At 64.9% G+C, this 21203-nt stretch carries 18 protein-coding genes; 6 read left to right on the forward strand and 12 right to left on the reverse strand.

What is annotated here, in order from left to right; all coding sequences use genetic code 11:
- Positions 1-423: 423 nt before the first annotated feature.
- The 3 genes from J4D52_RS23700 to J4D52_RS23710 form a co-directional block, all read right to left on the reverse strand.
- Positions 424-3588, reverse strand: coding sequence for an efflux RND transporter permease subunit (locus J4D52_RS23700; RefSeq protein WP_025804413.1), 3165 nt, complete (start codon positions 3586-3588; stop codon positions 424-426).
- Between the two features lie 41 nt (positions 3589-3629).
- Positions 3630-4880, reverse strand: coding sequence for an efflux RND transporter periplasmic adaptor subunit (locus J4D52_RS23705; protein WP_063433007.1), 1251 nt, complete (start codon positions 4878-4880; stop codon positions 3630-3632).
- A gap of 200 nt (positions 4881-5080) precedes the next feature.
- A complete protein-coding gene (locus J4D52_RS23710; protein ID WP_063433008.1) occupies positions 5081-6346 on the reverse strand; it encodes a TolC family protein in 1266 nt (421 codons plus the stop codon).
- Positions 6347-6763: 417 nt separating this feature from the next.
- On the opposite strand from J4D52_RS23710, the gene J4D52_RS23715 reads away from it, so the two are divergent.
- Complete coding sequence (locus J4D52_RS23715) at positions 6764-7438, forward strand: heavy metal response regulator transcription factor (RefSeq protein WP_007930804.1); 675 nt, start codon at positions 6764-6766, stop codon at positions 7436-7438.
- A gap of 72 nt (positions 7439-7510) precedes the next feature.
- Here J4D52_RS23715 and J4D52_RS23720 read toward each other — a convergent pair whose 3' ends face one another.
- The 4 genes from J4D52_RS23720 to J4D52_RS23735 form a co-directional block, all read right to left on the reverse strand.
- Positions 7511-8416: a cation diffusion facilitator family transporter gene (locus tag J4D52_RS23720; RefSeq protein ID WP_025804416.1), complete on the reverse strand. Its 906-nt coding sequence runs from the start codon at positions 8414-8416 to the stop codon at positions 7511-7513.
- Positions 8417-8533: 117 nt separating this feature from the next.
- The gene (pseH, locus tag J4D52_RS23725) at positions 8534-9082 is read right to left on the reverse strand and encodes a UDP-4-amino-4,6-dideoxy-N-acetyl-beta-L-altrosamine N-acetyltransferase (protein WP_102677978.1); all 549 of its coding nucleotides are present in this window, start codon (positions 9080-9082) and stop codon (positions 8534-8536) included.
- A 62-nt stretch (positions 9083-9144) separates the two neighbouring features.
- Positions 9145-9666, reverse strand: coding sequence for a hypothetical protein (locus tag J4D52_RS23730; protein ID WP_226303472.1), 522 nt, complete (start codon positions 9664-9666; stop codon positions 9145-9147).
- Positions 9667-9882: 216 nt separating this feature from the next.
- Positions 9883-11205: an MFS transporter gene (locus tag J4D52_RS23735; protein ID WP_102677976.1), complete on the reverse strand. Its 1323-nt coding sequence runs from the start codon at positions 11203-11205 to the stop codon at positions 9883-9885.
- A 170-nt stretch (positions 11206-11375) separates the two neighbouring features.
- Between J4D52_RS23735 and panB the strand changes: the two genes are divergently transcribed.
- Positions 11376-12191 carry a 3-methyl-2-oxobutanoate hydroxymethyltransferase gene (panB, locus tag J4D52_RS23740; protein ID WP_102677975.1) on the forward strand — a complete coding sequence of 272 codons (816 nt, stop codon included), beginning with the start codon at positions 11376-11378 and terminating at the stop codon, positions 12189-12191.
- Here the strand turns inward: panB and J4D52_RS23745 are convergent.
- Positions 12179-13561 (reverse strand): PLP-dependent aminotransferase family protein, encoded by a 1383-nt coding sequence (locus J4D52_RS23745; RefSeq protein ID WP_102677974.1) that lies wholly within the window; start codon positions 13559-13561, stop codon positions 12179-12181. The genes panB and J4D52_RS23745 overlap by 13 nt on opposite strands.
- 4 nt (positions 13562-13565) lie before the next feature.
- Complete coding sequence (locus J4D52_RS23750) at positions 13566-13799, reverse strand: Pathogenicity locus (protein WP_102677973.1); 234 nt, start codon at positions 13797-13799, stop codon at positions 13566-13568.
- A gap of 115 nt (positions 13800-13914) precedes the next feature.
- Between J4D52_RS23750 and J4D52_RS23755 the strand changes: the two genes are divergently transcribed.
- From J4D52_RS23755 to J4D52_RS23765, 3 genes are all read left to right on the forward strand, one after another.
- Positions 13915-15333 (forward strand): short-chain fatty acid transporter, encoded by a 1419-nt coding sequence (locus J4D52_RS23755; RefSeq protein WP_063433015.1) that lies wholly within the window; start codon positions 13915-13917, stop codon positions 15331-15333.
- A gap of 257 nt (positions 15334-15590) precedes the next feature.
- Entirely contained in the window at positions 15591-17291 is a 1701-nt protein-coding gene (locus tag J4D52_RS23760; RefSeq protein WP_102677972.1) for an acid phosphatase, read from the forward strand.
- Between the two features lie 141 nt (positions 17292-17432).
- Entirely contained in the window at positions 17433-18635 is a 1203-nt protein-coding gene (locus J4D52_RS23765) for a hypothetical protein (protein WP_102677971.1), read from the forward strand.
- A 104-nt stretch (positions 18636-18739) separates the two neighbouring features.
- Here J4D52_RS23765 and can read toward each other — a convergent pair whose 3' ends face one another.
- Positions 18740-19384, reverse strand: coding sequence for a carbonate dehydratase (gene can, locus J4D52_RS23770; RefSeq protein WP_009050866.1), 645 nt, complete (start codon positions 19382-19384; stop codon positions 18740-18742).
- A gap of 150 nt (positions 19385-19534) precedes the next feature.
- Here can and J4D52_RS23775 point away from each other — a divergent pair, with 150 nt between their 5' ends.
- Entirely contained in the window at positions 19535-19930 is a 396-nt protein-coding gene (locus J4D52_RS23775) for a serine kinase/phosphatase (RefSeq protein WP_102677970.1), read from the forward strand.
- A gap of 25 nt (positions 19931-19955) precedes the next feature.
- Here J4D52_RS23775 and rimI read toward each other — a convergent pair whose 3' ends face one another.
- Positions 19956-20408: a ribosomal protein S18-alanine N-acetyltransferase gene (gene rimI / locus J4D52_RS23780; protein ID WP_007930137.1), complete on the reverse strand. Its 453-nt coding sequence runs from the start codon at positions 20406-20408 to the stop codon at positions 19956-19958.
- Positions 20401-21186 carry an energy transducer TonB gene (locus J4D52_RS23785; RefSeq protein ID WP_102677969.1) on the reverse strand — a complete coding sequence of 262 codons (786 nt, stop codon included), beginning with the start codon at positions 21184-21186 and terminating at the stop codon, positions 20401-20403. The genes rimI and J4D52_RS23785 overlap by 8 nt, the downstream gene beginning before the upstream one ends.
- Between the last annotated feature and the right edge of the window lie 17 nt (positions 21187-21203).

Raw genomic sequence — 21203 nt, forward strand, 5'->3', positions numbered from 1 at the left:
GCACCTGCGGGAGATCATGTCTTGAAGCCTGCCCACCTGACTCCGCCTGGCCAGCCCAGCGCGCTCCCCAGCGATAACGGCAGTGAACGCGCCAGGCATGCCCTGGAACAATTCTGGCTCGGCCAGCAACAGCACAACGGCGAAAAGAACCACAACGGCGCAACCAACGCCGCCCCTCACAGAACCACAGGGCCCCAGGCGTGCACAGCCTCCCGCTGACGCCGGCCCACCCCGAGCACATTCATCTCTGAAGCGTTTTTTCGAATGCTCCTTTGGAAAGAGATGAATTTTTAGCGTCCCGCATGGGGCGCTTTTTTTTGCCCGTTATTTACCTCCTCCCCGATTCGGCTTGTGGCAATCCCCACATAAACAAAACCCCGCCTGCGCATGACGCAGGCGGGGTTGGGTGAGGCCGATTGCAGGTCAGTCGTTCAGCAGCTCTTGCAGCTCCTGTTCTTCCTCCTTGCGGTGCGCCCAGTGGTACAGCGCTGGCAGTACCAGCAGGGTCAGGGCGGTGGAGGAGATGATGCCGCCGATGACCACGGTGGCCAGCGGCCGCTGCACTTCAGCGCCGGTGCCGGTGGCCAGGGCCATGGGGATGAACCCCAGGGACGCCACCAGGGCGGTCATCAGCACCGGGCGCAGGCGGGTCAGCGCGCCTTCGTTGACCGCCGCCGCGAGCATCCGCCCTTCTTCGCGCAGGTTGCGGATAAAGGCGATCATCACCAGGCCGTTGAGCACCGCCACCCCCGACAGCGCGATGAAGCCCACTCCCGCCGAGATCGACAGCGGGATGTCGCGCAGCCACAGGGCCATGATCCCGCCGGTCAGGGCGAAGGGAATCCCGGTGAACACCAGCAGCCCGTCCTTGAGGTTGTTGAACATCATGAACAACAGGCCGAACACCAGCAGCAGCGCCACCGGCACCACGATCTCCAGGCGCTTGGAGGCTTCCTGCAACTGTTCGAACTGGCCGCCCCAGGTGATCCAGTAGCCGGTCGGGATCTTCACCTGATCGCCGATGGCCCGGGTCGCTTCTTCGACGAAGGAACCCATGTCGCGCCCACGCACGTTGGCGCTGACGATCACCAGGCGCTTGCCGTTCTCGCGGCTGACCTGCGCCGGGCCGAGCACCAGGTCGACGCTGGCGACTTCCGACAGGGCGATGAAACCCAGTTGCCCGTTGACGCTGCCCGCGGCCGCGGCCACCGGAATCAGCAGGCGCGACAGCCCGTCGATATCGGTGCGCTGGGCGTCGGACATGCGCACCAGCATGTCGAAGCGCCGGTCGCCCTCGTACAGAATGCCCGCCTTGCGCCCGCCCACGGCAATCGCCACGGCGTCCTGCACATCGCCGACGTTGAGGCCGAAACGGGCCGCCTTGTCGCGGTCGACATTCACCGTCAGCACCGGCAGGCCGGTGGTCTGCTGCACCTTCACTTCGGCGGCGCCGTCGATCTTCTGCAAGGTCTGCGAGATCGCCTCGGCGGTCTTGTTCAGCACCTCCATGTCATCGCCGAAGACCTTCACCGCGACATCGCTGCGCACCCCGGAAATCAGTTCGTTGAAACGCAGCTGGATCGGTTGCGACAGCTCGTAGACGTTGCCCGGCAGGCTGTTGCTGACCCGTTCGATGTCGGCAATGATCGCCTCGCGCGACTTGCCCGGGTCCGGCCATTGCTCCTTGGGCTTGAGCATCAGGTAGGCATCGGAAATGTTCGGCGGCATCACGTCCGAGGCAATCTCGGCGGTACCGGTACGGGCGAACACCCGCTCGATTTCCGGTATCTGCGCCAGCAGGGTTTTCTCCAGGGTCTTCTGCATTTCCACCGACTGCGTGAGGCTGGCGTCGGGCACGCGCATCGCCTGTTGGGCGAAGTCGCCTTCGCTGAGGCTGGGGATGAATTCACTGCCCATGCGGCTGGCCACCAGGCCCGAAACCAGCACGCTGAGGAAGGCCAGGGCAAAGGCCAGGGAACGATGGCTCATCACCCAGCGCAGCACCGGCTCGTAGCCACGACGGGCGCCGCGCATGACGAAGTTTTCCTCTTCCTTGACCTTGCCGGTGACGAACAGCGCGATCGCCGCGGGCACGAAAGTCACCGAGAGGATCATCGCCCCCAGCAGAGCGATCACCACGGTGAAGGCCATCGGGTGGAACATCTTCCCCGCCACCCCGGACAGGGCAAAGATCGGCAGGTACACCACCATGATGATCAGTTGCCCGTAGATCAGCGCCCGTCGCGCTTCCTTGGCCGCGGCGAAGACTTCGTGCAGGCGTTCGGAACGGGTGAGCATGCGCCCGTGATGCTGCTGGGCATGGGCCAGGCGGCGGATGGCGTTCTCGACGATCACCACCGCGCCGTCGACGATGATCCCGAAGTCCAGCGCGCCGAGGCTCATCAGGTTGGCGCTGACCTTGTTGGTGAACATGCCGGTGAAGGTGAACAGCATGGCCAGCGGGATCACCATGGCGGTGATCAGCGCGGCGCGGATATTGCCCAGGAACAGGAACAGAATGGCGATGACCAGCAGCGCGCCTTCGATGAGGTTTTTCTTCACCGTGGCCACGGCCTTGTCCACCAGGTTGGTGCGGTCGTACACGGTGACTGCGGTCACACCCTTGGGCAGCGAGCGATTGATCTCGGCGAGTTTTTCCGCCACCACCCGGGACACCGTGCGGCTGTTTTCCCCCACCAGCATGAACACCGTGCCGAGCACCACTTCGCGGCCGTTCTCGGTGGCCGCGCCGGTGCGCAGCTCACGGCCGATGTCCACGGTGGCCACGTTGCTGACGCGGATCGGCGTGCCGTCCACGGTGTTGATCACGATGTTGGCGATGTCCTCGATGGACTTCACCTGCCCCGGCGCGCGAATCAGCAACTGCTGGCCGTTGCGCTCGATGTAGCCGGCGCCGACGTTGGCGTTGTTGCGGTCCAGGGCGGTCATCAGGTCGCCCAGGGTCAGGTTGTAGGCCGCCAGGCGCCTGGGGTCCGGGGCGATCTGATAGAGCTTGGCGAAACCGCCGATGGTGTTGATCTCGGCCACCCCCGGCACGTTGCGCAGCTGCGGGGCGATGACCCAGTCCTGGATCACCCGCAGGTCAGTCGGGGTGTAGGCCGTGCCGTCTTCCTTGAGCGCGCCCGGCTCGGCTTCCACCGTCCAGAAGAAGATCTCGCCAAGGCCGGTGGAGATCGGCCCCATGCTCGCCTCCACGCCTTCAGGCAGCTGTTCGCGGGCCACTTGCAGGCGCTCGTTGACCAGCTGCCGGGCGAAGTACAGGTCGGTGCCTTCCTTGAAGATCACCGTCACCTGGGACAGGCCCGAGCGCGAAGTCGAGCGGGTCTGCTCCAGGCCCGGCAGGCCGGCCATGGCCACCTCCACCGGATAGGTGATGCGCTGCTCGGTTTCCAGCGGCGAGTAGCCGGGCATGCTGGCGTTGACCTGGACCTGCACGTTGGTGATGTCCGGCACTGCGTCGATCGGCAGTTTCTGGTAGCTGCCGACGCCCACGGCGGCCATCAGCAGCACCGCCAGCAGCACGATGATGCGCTGCTCGATGGCGAATTGAATGATGCGTTCAAACATGGGAAGTCACTCTCCAGGGAAACACTCGGTGATGAGACGGATCAATGGCCATGCTCGGCCGAGCCTTTGCCCAGTTCGGACTTGAGGATGAAGCTGCCGGAGGTCGCCACCTGGACCCCGGCCGGCAAGCCTTCGCGGATCTCGACGAAGCCGCCTTCGCTGCCGCCCAGCACCACGGGCGTGGCCTGAAAACCGTCGGCGACGCGCACGAACACCGAAGGTTTGTCCTCCACGGTCTGGATCGCCTCTTGCGGCACGGTGACGCCGGCCTGGTAGGTGTCGGTCGCCACCTGCACCGAGACGAACAGCCCCGGCCGCCAGACATCGTCCGGGTTGGGCACCGTGACCCGCACCGTGGCAGTCCGGGTCTGCTCGCCCAGCAGGCTGCCGACATAGGCCACCGTGCCCTGCACCTGGGTGCCCAGTTCAGTGGATTGCACCCGGACCGGCTTGCCCACCCGGACCTTGTTCAGGTCCTTGGGAAACACGCCGAAGGTGACCCAGACCCGGGACAGGTCGGACAGGGTGAAGGCGGCGCTGGTCTCGCCCACCACCTCGCCGACGCTCAGGTGTTTTTCCACCACCACGCCGTCGAACGGCGCACGCATCTCATAGCGATTGCCGCCCGCCAGCACCGTGCTGCCGCTCAGGGCATTCATTTTTTGCCGAGCGTTGTTCAGGGCGATTTCGGCTTCCTGCAGGGTCTGGCGCGCCAGCAGGTAATCCTGCTCGGCGGAGATCTGGTCGACCCACAGCTGGCGCTCGCGCTGGAAGGTGGTGCGCGCCAGCTCGACCCGACGCTCGGCGGCGGCCAGCTCGCTGCGCTGGTCGGAGATCTGCTGGCTGGCGATCACCGCCAGCAGCTCGCCCTTCTTCACCGTCTGGCCGAGATTGACCGCCACCGACTCCACCACCCCGGCCGCGCGCGGCACGATGTGCGAGGTGCGGTCCTCGTCGAAGCGGATCTCCCCCGGCAGCGTCAGCAAGCTGCTGAGATTGCGCGGTGCGGCCGCGGCCAGTTGAATGTCGGCGGCCTTGATCTGCTCGGCGCTGAGTTCGACCTTGCCCTCTTCCTCGGCATGTCCCTCAGCTTCCGGCTGAGCTCCCTCAGCTTCCTGATGCGTCTCGCCATCCTGATGCGCCTCGCCGTCCTTGTGCGCATCCGCCTTGGCCGCGGGTTTCGCCTGCGCGGCCACCGGCGCCCCCTGGAACAGGTCCTGCCACATCAACCCGGCCACGCCGAGCGCGACCGCCACGGCCAGTGCCATGGCTGTGCTTCGTTTCTTGTCCATGAATGCTCCTGAAAAAATCGACTCGACGCGTCATCCGGCAACGGCGACGCGTCACGAGGTCTGTGGAAAAAAGAAATCGCCGAGCGCCCGATGCAGTTCATGCAGACACCAATGGGACGAGGTCTCCTCGGCCCGGACCGGCACACTGCAGTCCACGAGCAGCAGCCCGCCCAGGCACAACAGGACGAACAACAGCGTTTTCACAGCGTGCGATCGGGGCCGGCGAGATCGCCGTAGATGCGCTCGATGCGCACCCAGGCGTCGGTGGACTGGGCCACCGCGGCGATGTACTGGGTGCGGGCGCTGATCAGCGTGCGCTGGGCGTCGAGCACCTCGATAAAGTTGAACTTGCCCATCTCGAAGCCACGGGTGGCGGTGTCCACGGCGTTTTGCGCGGCCGGCAGGATCACCCGGTTGAACGACTGCACTTCGTTGCTGGCGGTGCTCCACTGATCGAGAGCCAGCTTGGTTTCGCTGCGCAGGCGCAGCTCAGCGGCGTTGCGCAAATCACGGGCCTGATCGGCACGGCGCGCCGCCGACAGCACGTTGCCCTGGTTGCGGTTGAACAGCGGAATCGGCATCGACACCCCGACCAGGTTGACCCGCTCACGCACACTGGCGTCGTACTGGCTGCCCACGCTGATATCGAGGTCGGGAATGCGCTGGGCCTTTTCCAGCCCCAGGGACGCTTCGCGCTGCACCACCTGCATTTCGGCCAGGCGCAGTTCGGTGGTCTGTTGCAGGCGCGCCAGCAATTGCGCCGAAGGCGGCAGCGAGGGCAGCCCGTTGGCTGGCTCCGCGACGGCGCTGAAGTCGGTGGTGGCAGCGCCGGTCACGGTCGCCAGCTGCCGATAGGCGTTGGCCCGATCCATCTCGGCGCGGCTCAGCTCCAGGCGTACTTCCGAGAGCTGGACCTGGGCGCGGGTGGCTTCCACGGGCGAGGCCTTGCCGGCGCTCACCCGCCCCTTGGCCACCGTCAGCCCGCGCTCGGCCAGGGCCAGGGAACGCCCGGCCAGATCGCTGCGCTCCTGGGCACGCAAGGCGCCGTAGAAGGCCGCGATCACATCGGCGCGCAGCTGGTTGCGCTGGCGTTCCAGCTCCAGCGCCGCGGCGTCCTGGGCACGGCTGGCAACATCGATGCGCGCCCCGCGCTTGCCGCCCAGTTCCAGGGTCTGGCTGAGCTTGACGGTGGTGGTGCGCGAGCTGCGGCGGGTGTCTTCGGCGTCCCAGGACAACACCGGGTTGGGGATCAATCCCGCCTGCTGCCGGCCGCCCTGGGCGATGTCGATTTCCCAGCGCGCGGCCGCCAGTTCGGGGTTGTTGGCGAAGGCGCCCGCCAGGGCGTTGTCGAGGCTCAGCACCCGGCCCTCGGCCGCCGCGGCTTCCTGCAGCGAGGCACTGGCCAACAACAGGACGCCAGACAATGCCCCGACTATCCAGGCAAGTTTTTTAATGGTGGTTGGCATAACGCTTTCTGGCCCCTTACCGGTACAGAGTGACGGCGGAGGCTGGGCGGCGCGAGGAAGTTGAACCGGCACGACGCATCCACACTCCACCCATAAAACAACTAACAGGTGAGTATTTAGTGCCGGCCAAATGTAGCCTTCGGTACTTATCGACAGGGTGGCGCAAAGATTACAAATCCGTTAGCAAACGCTCTGCCACGGGCTTCTGTATTAACATCCCGGCCATCGACCCGAGAGCAAGTGCAATAAACCAACAACTTGAAATATAGAGAAACAACTTCTCCCCGCACGACACTTCGAAGCTTTTAAATCCAGAACTTTGAAATTCGAAACTTTGAAAGTTGAATCACCCAGCCCGTTACTTCCAACAAAGTTATTGGGCCTCCCCACTGCATTAAACACCGAGGCTAATTCAGCATGCGCATTCTGGTGATCGAGGATGAACCGAAAACCGCCGACTACTTGCATCAGGGATTGAGCGAAAGCGGCTACGTCGTCGATTGCGCCAACAACGGCGCCGACGGCCTGCACCTGACCCGCCAGCACGCCTACGACCTGGTGATTCTCGACGTCAATCTGCCGGAGCTGGACGGTTGGGGGGTGCTGCAGCGCATTCGCCAGAACAGCAATACGCGGATCATGATGCTCACCGCCCAGGGGCGGCTGGTGGACCGGATCAAGGGCCTGGACCTGGGCGCCGACGATTACCTGGTCAAGCCGTTCGAATTCCCCGAGCTACTGGCGCGAGTGCGCAGCCTGTTGCGGCGCAGCGAGCAGTCACCGACACCCGACGTGTTGCGGGTGGCCGACCTGGAACTGGACCAGGGCCGCCACAGGGCCTTTCGCGGCAAGCAACGCATCGACCTGACCACCAAGGAGTTCGCCCTGCTGCACCTGCTGATGCGCCAGAGCGGCGTGGTGCTGTCGCGGACCCAGATCATCTCGTTCGTGTGGGACATGAACTTCGATTGCGACACCAATGTGGTGGAAGTCTCGATCCGCCGCCTGCGGGCCAAGATCGACGACCCGTTCGAGAGCAAACTTATCCACACCCTGCGCGGCGTCGGTTACGTGCTCGAAGAGCGCGACTAAAACCCTGTAGCCGCTGCCGCAGGCTGCGATAGGTCCGTAGGACCTCCTGCGCCCTCAAGAACGGCGCCGGACTCAGTGCACGTGCTCTTCGTGCCCCTGTTCGTGAAAGCCGGCCTGTTCGACCTGGACCGTCACATGGGAGATATCGAAGCGCTCGTGCATCAGCTCGGTGACCTCGGCGAGGATCTGCTGTTCGCTGCGCCGCCCCAGGTCGGCCACCAGGTGCGTGCTCATCACGTTCTTGCCGCTGGTCAGGGCCCACAGGTGCAGGTCGTGAACCTCGGTCACCCCGTCGATGGCGCGGATGCCCTGCTCGACCTGGTCGATATCGATGCCGTCCGGCACGCCTTGCAGCAGCACGTTCATGCTCTCCTTGAGCAGCGTCCAGGTGCGCGGCAGCACCCAGAAACCGATGGCCGCCGCCACCAGCGAATCGACCCAGCCCCAGCCGGTGTACATGATCACCAGTGCCGCGACGATCACGCCGATGGAGCCGAGCATGTCGCTCCAGACTTCCAGGTAGGCGCCCTTGACGTTGAGGCTTTCGGCGCTCGCCGAGGCCAGCAGGCGCATGGAAATCAGGTTGACGATCAGCCCCAGCACCGCGATCACCAGCATGCCCGTGGACTGGATTTCCGCTGGCGCGGACAGGCGCTGCCAGGCCTCGAACAGGATGTAGAAAGCGACCACGAACAACAGGATGGCGTTGAACGCCGCGGCGAGAATCTCGAAGCGCGCATAACCGAAGGTGCGCTTGCGATCGGCCGCGCGCTTGCCGACCTGGATCGCCACCAGGGAGATCGCCAGCGCCAGCGCGTCGGTCATCATGTGGGCGGCATCGGACAGCAACGCCAGGCTGCCAGTGACAAAGGCGCCGATCACCTCGGCGATCATGAAGCTGCCGGTCAGCCCCAGGGCCATCCATAACTTGCGTTCGTGTCCGGCCCGAACCTGTCCGTGACTGTGCCCTGCGCCCATGAAAGCCCCCGCCTGTGAAAATCGTCGTGGCTGATGATAGCCGGCCTGGACAGCCTGCCCCGGCAAAATGACGCAATGGTCATGTCGCTGCCATCTGACCGTTATGCGTAACGGCTTTCAGCGCCCCAGCCGCGCCATCACCGCGAGCATGCCCGGACGCTGGGCGGCCCATTCCTCGCGGGTGATGCCGAGCAGCATCACATCGATGCGCTGGCCGTCCTTCTCGACATTCTGCCGGCGCACGCCCTCGAGGGTGAAACCGAACTTCTGGTGCAGGCGGATCACCGCCTGGTTCAGCGCCAGCACCTCGCAGTTGAGCTTTTCCAGGCCGGCTGCGCCGAAGGCATGGTCGAGCAGCCAGAATTCCAGCTGGCTGCCCAGGCCCTTGCCCTGCAAGCCGCTGTCCAGGTAGAAAGCCCAGTCGGCGCTCTTGTGCAGGGCATTGATCGCGTTCAGCGACACCACGCCGCAGGCGATTCCCTCTTGCAGCACCACGAACACCGACTGGCGCGGATTGCCCGCCAGCGAGTCGAGCCAGGCACGGTGTTCGGCCTCGGAAATCTCGTGGGAGGTGTACATGTACTTGCGCACGTCCGGCTGGTTGCGCAGCTCGCGCACACGCGCCTGCACCTGTGCACAAGTCTCGAGTATCGGCACGACCTGCATGCAGGGCTCCTGGTCTGAAACGGATGCCGCACAGCCTAGGGGCAACGGTGCCCGGCGGCAATTCAAAAGATCCCGGTACCCGACGCGGACTTGCGCCGGCGCAGCACATGCAGGCCCAGGCACACCAGGCTGGTGCCGAAGGCTACGATCAATATGCCCTGCGGCGTCTCGCGCTCGCGGCGACTGTCCAGGCATTCCATGGCGTTGGAGCATTGCGCGATGCACAGCTCCTCGCCATCGAGGGTGCAGCTCAGCACCGCATCGCGCAGGTGGGTGAAGCTCAGCGTGCGCCCCAGGATCTGGTCATGGCCGACGTTCAGATAGGTGATGCCACGAACCACCTTGAGCCGGGTGTATTCGCCACTGTCCGCGTCCTGTATCAGCATCCCGCCACCGTCGGCATACAGCACCTTGCCGCTGAGGGATTCGACGTTGGCACCGTCCAGCCCATAGTCGACAAAATTGAAGATCCACAGATGAAGCAGGGTCATGAACAGACCAATGGCAAAGGACAACCACGCCGCCTGCAGCAGCGGGGGCAGCGTGGAGAAATCACGCAGGGAACAAAGGACGGACCGGATCAAGGCAGCTCCCGAAAACTGGCGCGTGGACCGCGCGTTTTTTTTCGAGAGATTAGCGGGTAAATGGGCCTTGGCTAAGCACAACATTCAACGGTATTGGCAGGGTTAAACAGCAGCTTGGCGGCGAAGGCTCTAGCCCGCGCGCGCCGGCGCCTGCAGGTATTTCCGGAGGCGAAAAATTCTCCCCTGCGGGAGCGCTCGCTTGCTCGCGAAAGAGCCTCAGGACCCCGCACAAACCCCAGGCACCGCACTCCCCGTCAGCTTCGGCATGCGCGCCCCAAAATAGCCGGCGCTGATGACCCCGACCGCGCCCATCACCGCGCAATACATCACGCAGATCCATGGGCTCCAGGGCATCAGGCCGATCAGCAGCAAGGGCGTGGTGCTCGCCCACAGCGCGTAGGCGATGTTGTAGGTAAAGGAGATGCCGGACACGCGGATCCGCGCCGGAAACAGCCCGACCATCACCGACGGCACCGCGCCCACCACGCCACAGCCGAGGCCGGCGATGGCGTAGGCCAGGCCGACCCAGTCGCCGCCGCTGATCAGGCAGCCGTAGAGCAGGCCGATGCCCAGTGGCAGCAGCAGGCTGTAGAGCATCACCGTGCGCCAGGCGCCAATGCGGTCGACGATCAACCCGGCCAGCACGCAACCGATATTCAGGAAGACGATGCCCAGGCTGCTCAGGGCAAAGGTGTGGCTGGCACTCATGCCGAAGGTTTTCTGCATCATGGTCGGGGTGATGACCACGAACACCACCACCGCGGAGGTCAGCACACAGGTGAGAATCGCCGCCGGCAACAGGGCCAGGCGATGCTCGCGCAGCACGGTGCGCAACGGCAGTTCGACGGCGCTGTCGCGTTGCTCCTGCATGGCCATGAACACCGGGGTTTCGCTGAGCCAGCGGCGCAGCCAGACGCCGATCACGCCGAACACCCCACCGAGCAGGAAGGGATAACGCCAGGCGTGATCGAGGATTTCCGCCGGGGTGAAGAGCTGCGCCAGCAGGGTCGCGGTCAGCGCGCCGATCAGGTAGCCGAAGGTCAGCCCGGCCTGCAGAAAGCCCAGGGCATAACCGCGATGGCCGGCCGGGGCGTGTTCGGCGACGAACACCCAGGCGCTCGGCACCTCACCGCCCACCGCCGCGCCTTGCAGCACCCGCAGCGCCAGCAGCAACAGCGGCGCGAAATAGCCGATCTGCGCGTAGGTCGGCATGATGCCGATCAGCAGGCATGGCAGGGCCATCATCAGGATGCTCAGGCTGAACACCTTCTTGCGCCCCAGGCGGTCGGCGAAGTGCGCCATGAGAATGCCGCCCAGCGGCCGCGCCAGGTAGCCGGTGACGAAGATCCCGAAACTCTGCAACAGCCGTAGCCACTCGGGCATTTCCGGCGGGAAGAACAGCTGGCTCAGGGTCAGGGCGAAAAATACGAAGATGATGAAATCGTAGATTTCCAGGGCGCCGCCCAGTGCCGCCAGACCCAGGGTCTTGTAGTCGGACCGGGAAAACGGCGCCGGCCGCGCATCAGGGGAAAAAGACATAAAGCCACTCGGTGTTGGGCAGAATTCAAGGCGCCCATGGTCTACGCAAACGCCGCGAGGGACAACCGCAACACCCTTCTGGGTCGGTTTTTAGCGCGATCCTGTGCATTGAATCGGCGCCGCAGACGCCAATAATCGGCGACTTTCCCACCCGCAACAGGAAAGCCGCCATGAGCATCCATACCCGCAGCAAACGCCTGACCGTGCCGCAACTGGTGGCCATGAAAGGCCAGCAGAAGATCGTTTCCCTGACCGCCTACACCAGCCACATGGCGCGGCTGATGGACCCGTTCGTCGATTTCGTGCTGATCGGCGACTCCACCGCCATGGTCGGCTACGGCCGCGCCTCCACCCTGGACATGAGCCTGGAAGAGATCATCGGCCACACCCGCGCCGTGGTCACCAGCACCCGGCTGGCCTGTGTGATCGCCGACATGCCGTTCGGCAGTTACCAGGAATCGCCGCAACAGGCCTACCGCAACTGTGCCGAGGTGCTGGCGCGCACCGGCTGTGATGCGCTCAAGCTCGAAGGCGGACAGGCCCTGGCGCCGACCCTGGAGTTCCTGGTGCAACGCGGGATTCCGGTGATGGCCCATATCGGCCTGATGCCCCAGTACGTGAACGTCATGGGCGGCTTCAAGGCCCAGGGCCTGAACGATGCCACCGCCCAGGCCATCGAGGCCGACGCCCGCGCCCACCTCGAAGCCGGGGCGTTCAGCCTGCTGCTGGAAGGGGTGGCGGAAAACCTCGCGCGGCGTATCAGCGACTTCTCACCGATGCCAACCATCGGCATCGGCGCCTCCCCCGCCTGCGACGGCCAGGTGCTGGTGACCGAGGACCTGCTGGGCCTGGGCGGGCCCCAGGTGCCGCGCTTCGTCAAACAGTACGCCGATGTCGGGGCGCTGATCAGCCAGGCCTGCGAGCAGTTCGCCGCCGAGGTGCGCGACGGCCGCTTCCCCGAGGCGCGGCACTGCTACGGCGTCTGATCGATGGCCCGGGCCAGCCGTTGCACGGCGCCGGCGATGTCCTGGCGCCAGTCGAGGGTGAAGCTCAGGCGCAGGTGATGGCGCCAGAGGCCTTGCTGGCTGAACATCTGCCCCGGGGCGATGACGATGCCCTGGCCCAGCAGTTGCTCATAGACCTGGGCCATATCCACCGGGCGCGTGGCCTCGGCCCAGAAGGTCGCGCCCCCGGCCGGGGTGACCACGCGCAACTGCTCGGCGGCATGTTCGGCCAGCAGCGCCCGCATCTGGCCCATGCGTTCGCGCAACAGGCCACGCAGCTGAGTCAGGTGCTGATCGACACGGCCGCTGCCCAGCAGCTTGGCCACGGCCTTCTGGCGGATTGGTGACAGGCGGAACGCGCGCTCGAGAAAATGCCGCTGCAAGCGCGCGCCCTGGCCCCGACACAGCACATAGCTGAAGGGCGCCTCGGAACCGATGAGCTTGTCGAAGGTGGAGAACACCAACAGCCGTTCGGGATCGGCGTAATCGCGATACCGCGCCGGCTCCGGGGTGAAGCAGAACTCGCCATAGCTGTCATTTTCCAACAACCAGATGCCGCGCTCCCCCAGCCAGCGGCACAGCTGCTGTTTGTCCGCCGCGGGCATCAGGCTGCCGTGGGGCGTATTCAACGTCGAGGACAGCAGCACCAGGCGCACCGGTTCGTGTTGCAGCGCCTCATGCAGCCGCTGTCGATCGAAACGCCCTTCGGCGTCCAGCGGCAGCTCGATCACCCGGATCTTCGCCGCCTGCAATTGCCGCAGGATCGTCCAGGAACAGGGCGACTCCACCAGGGCGACGCTGCCGTTCAGCTCCAGGGCATCCAGCGACAATGCCAGCACGGCGCGCAGGTCCGTACCGAGAAACACCTGCTCGGCCTGCCAGTAATCCGTGGTCGAGCGGGTGTAGCGCTCGGCCAGCGCCGTGCGCAGCTCCGCCTCGCCAAACGGCTGGTACAGCGGCGCCTGGGAACGCGGGTACTGGCGCACCAGTTCGCGCTCGGCCGTCAACAGGGGATTGTCCAGGGACAGCAACATCGCCGGGGCATCGCTGCACAGCGCCAGCATTCCGGGCTGGCGGGCGTAGGCATAGACCCTGTCCAGCAGGTGCGTATCCGGCGCCAGCCCTGGCGCCGGCACGGGGCGGCTGAAGTAGCCCTGCTTGGGCCGGGCGTAGATCCGCCCTTCGTCTTCGAGTAAAGCGTAGGCGTACTTGGTGGTGGAGACCGAGACCTTGAGGCGCTGGGCCAGGGCGCGCAATGACGGCAGGCGCTGTTCGGCCGCGCTGGCGCCGTCCAGCCACTCCACCAGGTAGCGGTAGACGGCCTGATAGGCGAAAGGCGTTTCGCGGCTCACCGCTTCAGGCGTCCTTGGCCAGGGCGATCGCCGCCTGGATCGCCGCGCGGGCCTGGGGGCTGTTTTTCCAGCAGCTGGAGCCGACCAGGGCCGAGGCCTGAGTGACGATGTCCAGGGCATCGGCCCGGGCCAATCGGGCGAGGGAATCGATGCCCAGTTGTTCGAGGCGGGCAACCACGGTTTCGCCGACACCCTTGACCTTGAGCAGCGCCTGGCGTTCTTCGAGCGGGAATGGCATGTACTTCAATCCTTTGCAGTGGGTACCAATTGCCGCATTCTTGCACAGTTTTCGGCCGCCCCAGCCTGGGGCTGGCCGACCTCCTGACAATCATAAAAAGACTTGAGGTATCGACGTGTCCACAGACATTGAAGACAGCCGTTCCGCCCGTTTTGCCCTGCGCTGCTCGAACTGGGCCGAGCGCTGGTTCCCCGACTCCTGGGTGTTCGCCGCGCTGGCGGTGGTCATAGTCGCCCTGGCCACCATGGCCATGGGCGCCAAGCCCACCGACACCGCCATGGCCTTCGGCGATGGCTTCTGGAGCCTGATCCCCTTCACCATGCAGATGGCCTTCGTGGTCATTGGCGGTTACGTGGTCGCCAGCTCGCCGCCGGCGGTGAAGCTGATCGACAAACTGGCGCGCATCCCGAAAAACGGCCGTTCCGCCGTGGCCTGGGTGGCGCTGATCTCCATGGTCGCCTCCTTACTCAACTGGGGCCTGTCCCTGGTGTTCGGCGGCTTGCTGGTGCGGGCCCTGGCCCGGCGTACCGAGCTGCGCATGGACTACCGCGCCGCCGGCGCCGCGGCCTACCTGGGCCTGGGCGCGGTCTGGGCCCTGGGCCTGTCGTCGTCCGCCGCGCAATTGCAGGCCAACCCCGGCAGCCTGCCGCCGTCGATCCTGTCGATCACCGGGGTGATTCCGTTCACCCAGACCATCTTTCTCTGGCAGTCCGGCGTATTGCTGCTGGCCTTGATCCTGGTCTCGCTGGTCATCGCCTACGCCACCGCGCCCGGCCCGAACTCGGCGCGCGACGCCAAGGCCTGCGGCATCGACCCGAGCTTCAGCATGCCCAAGCCACAACCGCGCACCCGCCCCGGCGAATGGCTGGAATACAGCCCGCTGCTGACCATCCTGCTGGCCTTGCTGGCAGCCGGCTGGCTCTACCACGAGTTCGCTACCAAGCCGGCGATCACCGCGATTTCCGGGCTCAACACCTATAACTTTCTGTTCCTGATGCTCGGCGCGCTGCTGCACTGGCGCCCGCGCAGTTTCCTCGAAGCGGTGGCCCGGGCCGTGCCGACCACCACCGGGGTGCTGATCCAGTTCCCGCTGTATGGCTCCATCGCGGCCTTACTGACCGTGGTCAAGGGTGTCGACGGCCAGACCCTGGCCCACCACATCTCGACCTTCTTCGTGCAGATCGCCTCCCACGACACCTACGCGCTGCTGATGGGCATCTACTCGGCGGTGCTGGGCTTCTTCATTCCCTCCGGCGGCGGCAAGTGGATCATCGAGGCGCCCTACGTGATGCAGGTGGCCAATGACCTGCAATACCACCTGGGCTGGGCGGTGCAGATCTACAACGCCGCCGAGGCGCTGCCGAACCTGATCAACCCCTTCTACATGCTGCCGCTGCTGGGGGTGCTGGGGCTCAAGGCGCGGGATCTGATCGGTTTCTCCTTCGTCCAGTTGCTGGTGCACACGCCGCTGGTGCTGGTCCTGCTGTGGGCGTTAGGTACCACGCTGAGCTATATGCCGCCCGTGGCGCCCTGATCTTTTGCGAGCGACTCGCTCTTCTGCTGGAGCGAGTTTGCTCGCGATCGGCCACCTGGCCGAGGGTGCCCGCCATGCCCTCATCGCGGGCAAGCCTCGCGCCTACAGAAGCAGACCTACACGCTTTCCAGCCTCCCCCTACTATCTTCCAAGCCCCGTCCCAGAGCCTTTTCTGTAGTCTTGCCGTCATATTCGGTTGCTACCCTGCAGCCGAAATATTTTGTTACGAATTGATCAAAAGGTAATCAGGACCCGGCATGAGCGACGAAAACTCGAAAGACCCAGAGCATTCCAAGGCCACGGAGCACCCCACCGACACCAGCCGTCGACGTTTTCTCGGCGGCGTGGCGGTGCTGGGTGTCGGCGCGACGCTCAGCGCTTGCGGCCACAACGAACAGACGCCAGGCAAGCCGGTGGAGCGCCCGCTGTCGCCCGCCGAGCTGGACCGGGCGCTGCGCGACAACGTGAAGAACGTGGTGGTGATCTATGCCGAGAACCGCAGCTTCAACAACCTGTTCGCCGATTTCCCGGGCCTGGAAAAACCGCTCTCGGCCCTCAAGCCCGCCGACTATCAGCAACGCGACCGGGATGGCAGCCTGTTGCAGGCCTTGCCGCCGGTCTGGGGTGGCGTCGCCCAGGTCGGGCCCCAGGCCCTGGATGGCGTGACCTACCCGGTCGGCACCCAGTACCAGGAACGCCTGCCCAACGCGCCCTTCGCCCTCAAGGGCCCCGATGGCGAGAACCTGCCCCTGAGCCTGGTCACCCGCGACCTGTGGCACGTGTTCTACCAGAACCAGATGCAGATCAACGGCGGCAAGAACGATGGTTTCGTCGCCTGGGCCGACTCCGGCGGCCTGCCCATGGGTCATTACGCCCAGAGCCGCTATGAGCTGCGCCTGTGGGATGTGGCCCGGGAGTTCGTGCTGTGCGACAACTTCTTCCAGGGCGCCTTCGGCGGCTCGTTTCTCAACCACCAGTACCTGATCAGCGCCGCCGTGCCGTTTTATCCGGACGCGGCCAATTCGGTGGCCAAGCCGCAGATCGCCACCCTGCAGAGCGACGACCCGCTCGACAACCGCCTCAAGCCGCTGGAGCAATCCCCGGCCAGCGCCATGAGCGGCCCGCCGCAATTCGGCCCGAGCCTGCTGACCCCGGACGGCTACGCGGTCAATACCATGGCCCCGCCCTACTGGCCGACCTGGATCCGCGACCCGCTGCGCCCGGCCTATGCCAAGGCCGACCTGCCCAATGTGCTGGTGCCGCAGCGCCATGACACCATCGGCGACAAGCTCTCGCGCAAGGACATCGACTGGGCCTGGTACGCCGGCGCCTGGCAGGTCACGCTGGACGCCTACAAGGATTCGGCGGGGATTCCGAAGATCCCCAACTTCCAGTACCACCACCAGCCGTTCAACTACTTCGCGCAGTTCGGTCCCGAGCAGCCGAACGAACGCAACCACCACCTGCGCGATGCGGGCCTGGGCGATGAGTCGAGCAGCAACCGCTTCCTCGCCGATGCCGAGGCCGGCAAGTTGCCGCCGGTAGCGTTCTACAAGCCCCAGGGCAACCTCAACATGCACGCCGGTTATGCCGATGTGGCCGCGGGCGACCGGCATATCGTGCGCGCCCTGAAGGTGCTGCGCGAAAGCCCGCAGTGGCAGAACATGGTGGTGATCGTCACGGTCGATGAAAACGGCGGCTGGTGGGACCACGTCGCCCCGCCCAAGGGCGATCGCTGGGGGCCGGGGACACGCATCCCGGCGCTGGTGGTGTCGCCGTTCGCCCGCAAGGGCACGGTGGACCATACGGTGTACGACACCGCGTCGATCCTGCGGCTGATCACCCGAGTGTTCCAGCTCGAACCGCTCGACGGCCTCAAGCAACGGGACGCGGCGATGACCGCCCGGGGGCAAGCGCCCATGGGCGACCTGAGCAATGCCCTGCACTTCCCGGCCTGAACCGGTGGCAGCGGCCGCACGGGCGGCCGTTTGCGGGTGCAGAAATGAAGATTTATTCCACCTTTTTCCTTGTCACCCGCTACTGTTTCAGGGTGGAACTTACCTCGCCCAGACGAGGCCTACGCTGACAAGGAGCCAAGCATGAAACTCACAGGATTGTCCCTTCCCCTCGCCGCCCTGACCCTGGGCGGCCTGACCCTCAGTAGCCTGACCCTGAGCACCGCAGCCCAGGCCAACGTCGATCTGAAGCTGGGCAACACCCAGCGTGTCACCCAACTATTCTCCTACCCCAACAACTGCAACGTGATCTGCTTCCGCAACTGGACGCTGGAACAGACCGTCGAGCACTACCTGACCCAAAGCGTGAAGCGCGATGGCTACAGCACCGCCAAGGTCAAGGTGAAGACCGATAACAACCAGCTGTACGCCAACATCAGCGGTGTGCCGAAGGGCTATGGCAAGCCGCTGACCGCCCTGCTGGATGCCGGCGACCTGGCCTACAAGGGCGCCAGCAAACTCAACAGCGACGGCAAATGGACCTACAGCTGGTACCTGTTCCTGCCGCTGGGCATGGCCCTGGAAAACCGCAAGAGCGTCGAGCTGCTGCACTTCCCGCCGGACTACTCGCTGACCCAAGCCCAGGACTACCTGAGATCGGCCACCACCGACCGCTGGGCCACCCTGCTCACCACCAATGGCATTCCAACCGAGCAGACACCGGGCTACCAGACCATCATCGACATTGCGCCAATCGCCGCTCCGTCTACTGCCGGCAAGGACCTGGAAGGCGTCTACGGCTACTTCCAGGACTACCAGACCACCATGGTCAAGCAGGTCAGCCAGAACGCCAGCGGCGCTGCCCTGCCGATGGTGGCCTTCGGCGCGCCGGTGCGTAACTGGATCAAGCAGCAGTACGGCGCCACCGTGAGTGTGCTGGGCCTGGCGCAGATCAGCCCGAGCGCCGGCCTGAAGGTGCCGGTGCTGGGTTCCAACCACCCGAGTTACATCTGGTACGCGGCGGACCCGGAGAACTACGACGGCGACGAGGCCAAGGCCGATGCGGCCGGCTTGAAAGTGATGGGGCAGGATCTGAGCGCCGCCTGCTGGCAGGCCGGGATGGGCAGCAAGCCGGGCAGCGATCCGGCGGCGCAGCTCAAAAGCTGCACGCAGAACTGGCAGGTGACCAACAAAGAGCAGACCTGCGCTCTGTTCTACACCTCGATCCGCAAGCTGACGCCGGAGCAGGCCCAGGCCAAGTGCACCAGCGAGCCGGTACAGACCCAGCTGAAACAGTTGAAGGCGCCAGCGCCGTCGATGAGTACCGAGGCACCGCCGCATATCTGACGGACAAGCGGTAACGGCTACATCCCCATCGCGAGCAAGCTCGCTCCTACAGAACGGCACATCGCCCGTAGGAGCGAGCTTGCTCGCGATGGGTTTTCAGCGCCTCAGAGCGCCCCGACCGGACGCAGGCGGTACTGCGGCGGCAGCTGCTCGAAGCCACTGATGGTGGCGTTCAGGCTCTTCCAGCGGCCATCCTTGATGCCATAGATGCAACCGTGGATCGACAGGCTCTGCCCGCGATGCCAGGCATTTTGCACAATGCTGGTGTGGCCGACGTTGGCCACTTGCTGGATCACGTTCAGCTCACAGAGGCGGTCGACCCGCTCTTCCTCAGTGGCCAGTTGCCCCAGCACTTCGCGATGTTCGTAGTACAGGTCGCGAATCGAGCGCAGCCAGCCATCGATCAGGCCCAGCTGGCGATCCTGCATCGAGGCACGCACGCCACCACAGCCATAGTGACCGGTAACCAGGATGTGTTTGACCTTGAGCACGTCCACCGCGTACTGGATCACCGACAGGCAATTGAGGTCGGTGTGCAGCACCACGTTGGCCACATTGCGGTGTACGAACAGATCCCCGGGCAGCATGCCGACGATCTCGTTGGCCGGTACGCGGGCGTCCGAGCAGCCGATCCACAGGTATTCCGGCGTCTGCTGGCGGGCCAGCTTGGAGAAGAAGTCAGGATCTTCCTGCTTGATCGCTTCGGCCCAACGCTCGTTGTTATCAATCAGGTCTTGTAGTTCGTTCATGCTGTGAAGCCTCAGGATTGATGCGTTGCTTTGACAGACGACCGCCTATCGGGGTCACGCGCGTCTGTGCAGATACCGCTTATCCAGCCCGTGGAATCTTGAAGGGTTCTCAGGGTCCACCCTTTAAGCCCGAAAGTATGAGCAATCGTCATGACTGAATCACGACGTCCTTATGGTGCGCCTCAGCCCGAGCCCATCGACGATAACGAAGACCGCATGGGTTCCGTGGAAGAGCTGGATTTCGATGAAGAAGAACCCGGCGCCAGGGTCGGCGACCCTGCTTCCAGCCCTGCGGAGCATCCTACTCCCCACAGGCACATCCATGGCTCCAGCCTGACCGGCAACGCCGACGAGGAGCCCAACGACGATGAGCTGACCCCGGAAAACCTGATCCGCGAAGACGGCGCCCGCTCCGCCCATGAAGCCGGTGAAGACCAGCCGGCCGACTGGGACCTGAGCATTGTCGATGAAGATGATATCGGCGGCGGCAATGGCCTGGACGAGGCCGAACTGGCCCAACGCGACCCGCTGGACGGCAAACCCTGACCCGTCTGCCCGGGTTGATACTTCGTCAATCCACCAGGGTGCAGGCCATCACCAGCGCGTCTTCGCGCCCACCTGTCGCCGGATAGTAATCACGGCGGCGCCCGACTTCGTTGAAACCGTAGCGTTCGTACAGACGATAGGCGGTCTGGTTGCTGGAACGCACCTCGAGGAAGCATTCGCGCGCGTCTTTCTGGTAAGCGCGCTTCATCAGCTCTTCCAGCAGGCGCAGGCCCAGGCCGCGGCCCTGGTTTTCCGGCTTGACGGTGATATTGAGCAAGTGGGCTTCGTCGATGATCACCTGGATCACCCCGTGGCCGACCTGCTGGCTGCCTTCGAACATCAGCCAGACTTCATAGGATTTCAGGGCGTCGGTGAAAATGCCGCGGGTCCAGGGATGGCTGAACGCCGCGTATTCGATTTTCAGGATGGCATCCAGATCCGCCTCGGTGGCCTGGCGGAACGATAAAGCGTCACTCATTGCTACTTTTCCAACGCGCCATCAGCCGACGCATGGCTTGCCAGACATCAGCCTTACGCTGTGGCTCTTCCATTAATAATTCCAGCCCCGGCAGCGCCCAGGCCGAGCCCAGGCCTTCGACCTGGAGTTCACGGTTGTAGGCTTGCGCATCGGCCTCGCCCGCGAAACGTACCGCCGGCAGGCCGATCAGCCACAGGCAGACGCAAGGTTCTTCTTCGACCCGCGCCCCGACAAAGGCCTGGACGAAATCCCGCGCTGCGTCCGGCCCCTGGTCGAGATTGCCGCGGGTCAGCATCGGCCAGCGCACCGGCTCGGCGAGGATCTGCGGGCTGTCCGGCAGGCCGGCGGCGCGCAACATGTCCTTGAGCAGCAGGTAGGCAGGGTCGCGGCTCTGGAAGGCTTCGCCTGTGGGTAACTCCACCAGCAGCAGGCAACGACCGGCGCGCAGCAATTGCAGGGCGAAACGCGGTGGTGGCACGGGCGGGGCCTTGACCGGCGCCGGAGCCTCCTCCGCCTCCTCCACGGGCTTGCTGACCGGACGAACGGCAGCGCTGGCGGGACGCGGCACTTCGATTTTCGGTCGTTCGGCCGGCTTGGCCACAGGCTCGGCAACCGTTTTGGCCACAGGTGCAGGGGCTGCCGGGGCCTCGACCGCGGGCTCGGCAATCACCAGCAACTCGGGACGGGACGGCGCCGCAAAGGGCAATTCGGTGCGCGGCAGCCAGCTGACCACCTGCATGGCGGACAGATAAGCGCGACGGCGGGACTCGATAAGCAAAGGTCGGCCACTTGTGG

Origin of the sequence: Pseudomonas sp. GW460-12-10-14-TSB1, assembly GCF_017349775.1 — a bacterium.
GTDB classification, from domain to species: domain Bacteria; phylum Pseudomonadota; class Gammaproteobacteria; order Pseudomonadales; family Pseudomonadaceae; genus Aquipseudomonas; species Aquipseudomonas piscium.

What these genes read in the sequence shown, in the direction of transcription:
- rimI (WP_007930137.1), bottom strand. Translation starts at nt 20,408, where the DNA reads ATGAGTGACGCTTTATCGTTCCGCCAGGCCACCGAGGCGGATCTGGAT.
- J4D52_RS23705 (WP_063433007.1), bottom strand. Translation starts at nt 4,880, where the DNA reads ATGGACAAGAAACGAAGCACAGCCATGGCACTGGCCGTGGCGGTCGCG.
- J4D52_RS23710 (WP_063433008.1), bottom strand. Translation starts at nt 6,346, where the DNA reads ATGCCAACCACCATTAAAAAACTTGCCTGGATAGTCGGGGCATTGTCT.
- pseH (WP_102677978.1), bottom strand. Translation starts at nt 9,082, where the DNA reads ATGCAGGTCGTGCCGATACTCGAGACTTGTGCACAGGTGCAGGCGCGT.
- J4D52_RS23775 (WP_102677970.1), top strand. Translation starts at nt 19,535, where the DNA reads ATGACTGAATCACGACGTCCTTATGGTGCGCCTCAGCCCGAGCCCATC.
- J4D52_RS23765 (WP_102677971.1), top strand. Translation starts at nt 17,433, where the DNA reads ATGAAACTCACAGGATTGTCCCTTCCCCTCGCCGCCCTGACCCTGGGC.
- J4D52_RS23735 (WP_102677976.1), bottom strand. Translation starts at nt 11,205, where the DNA reads ATGTCTTTTTCCCCTGATGCGCGGCCGGCGCCGTTTTCCCGGTCCGAC.
- J4D52_RS23700 (WP_025804413.1), bottom strand. Translation starts at nt 3,588, where the DNA reads ATGTTTGAACGCATCATTCAATTCGCCATCGAGCAGCGCATCATCGTG.
- J4D52_RS23760 (WP_102677972.1), top strand. Translation starts at nt 15,591, where the DNA reads ATGAGCGACGAAAACTCGAAAGACCCAGAGCATTCCAAGGCCACGGAG.
- J4D52_RS23750 (WP_102677973.1), bottom strand. Translation starts at nt 13,799, where the DNA reads ATGCCATTCCCGCTCGAAGAACGCCAGGCGCTGCTCAAGGTCAAGGGT.
- J4D52_RS23715 (WP_007930804.1), top strand. Translation starts at nt 6,764, where the DNA reads ATGCGCATTCTGGTGATCGAGGATGAACCGAAAACCGCCGACTACTTG.
- J4D52_RS23720 (WP_025804416.1), bottom strand. Translation starts at nt 8,416, where the DNA reads ATGGGCGCAGGGCACAGTCACGGACAGGTTCGGGCCGGACACGAACGC.
- panB (WP_102677975.1), top strand. Translation starts at nt 11,376, where the DNA reads ATGAGCATCCATACCCGCAGCAAACGCCTGACCGTGCCGCAACTGGTG.
- can (WP_009050866.1), bottom strand. Translation starts at nt 19,384, where the DNA reads ATGAACGAACTACAAGACCTGATTGATAACAACGAGCGTTGGGCCGAA.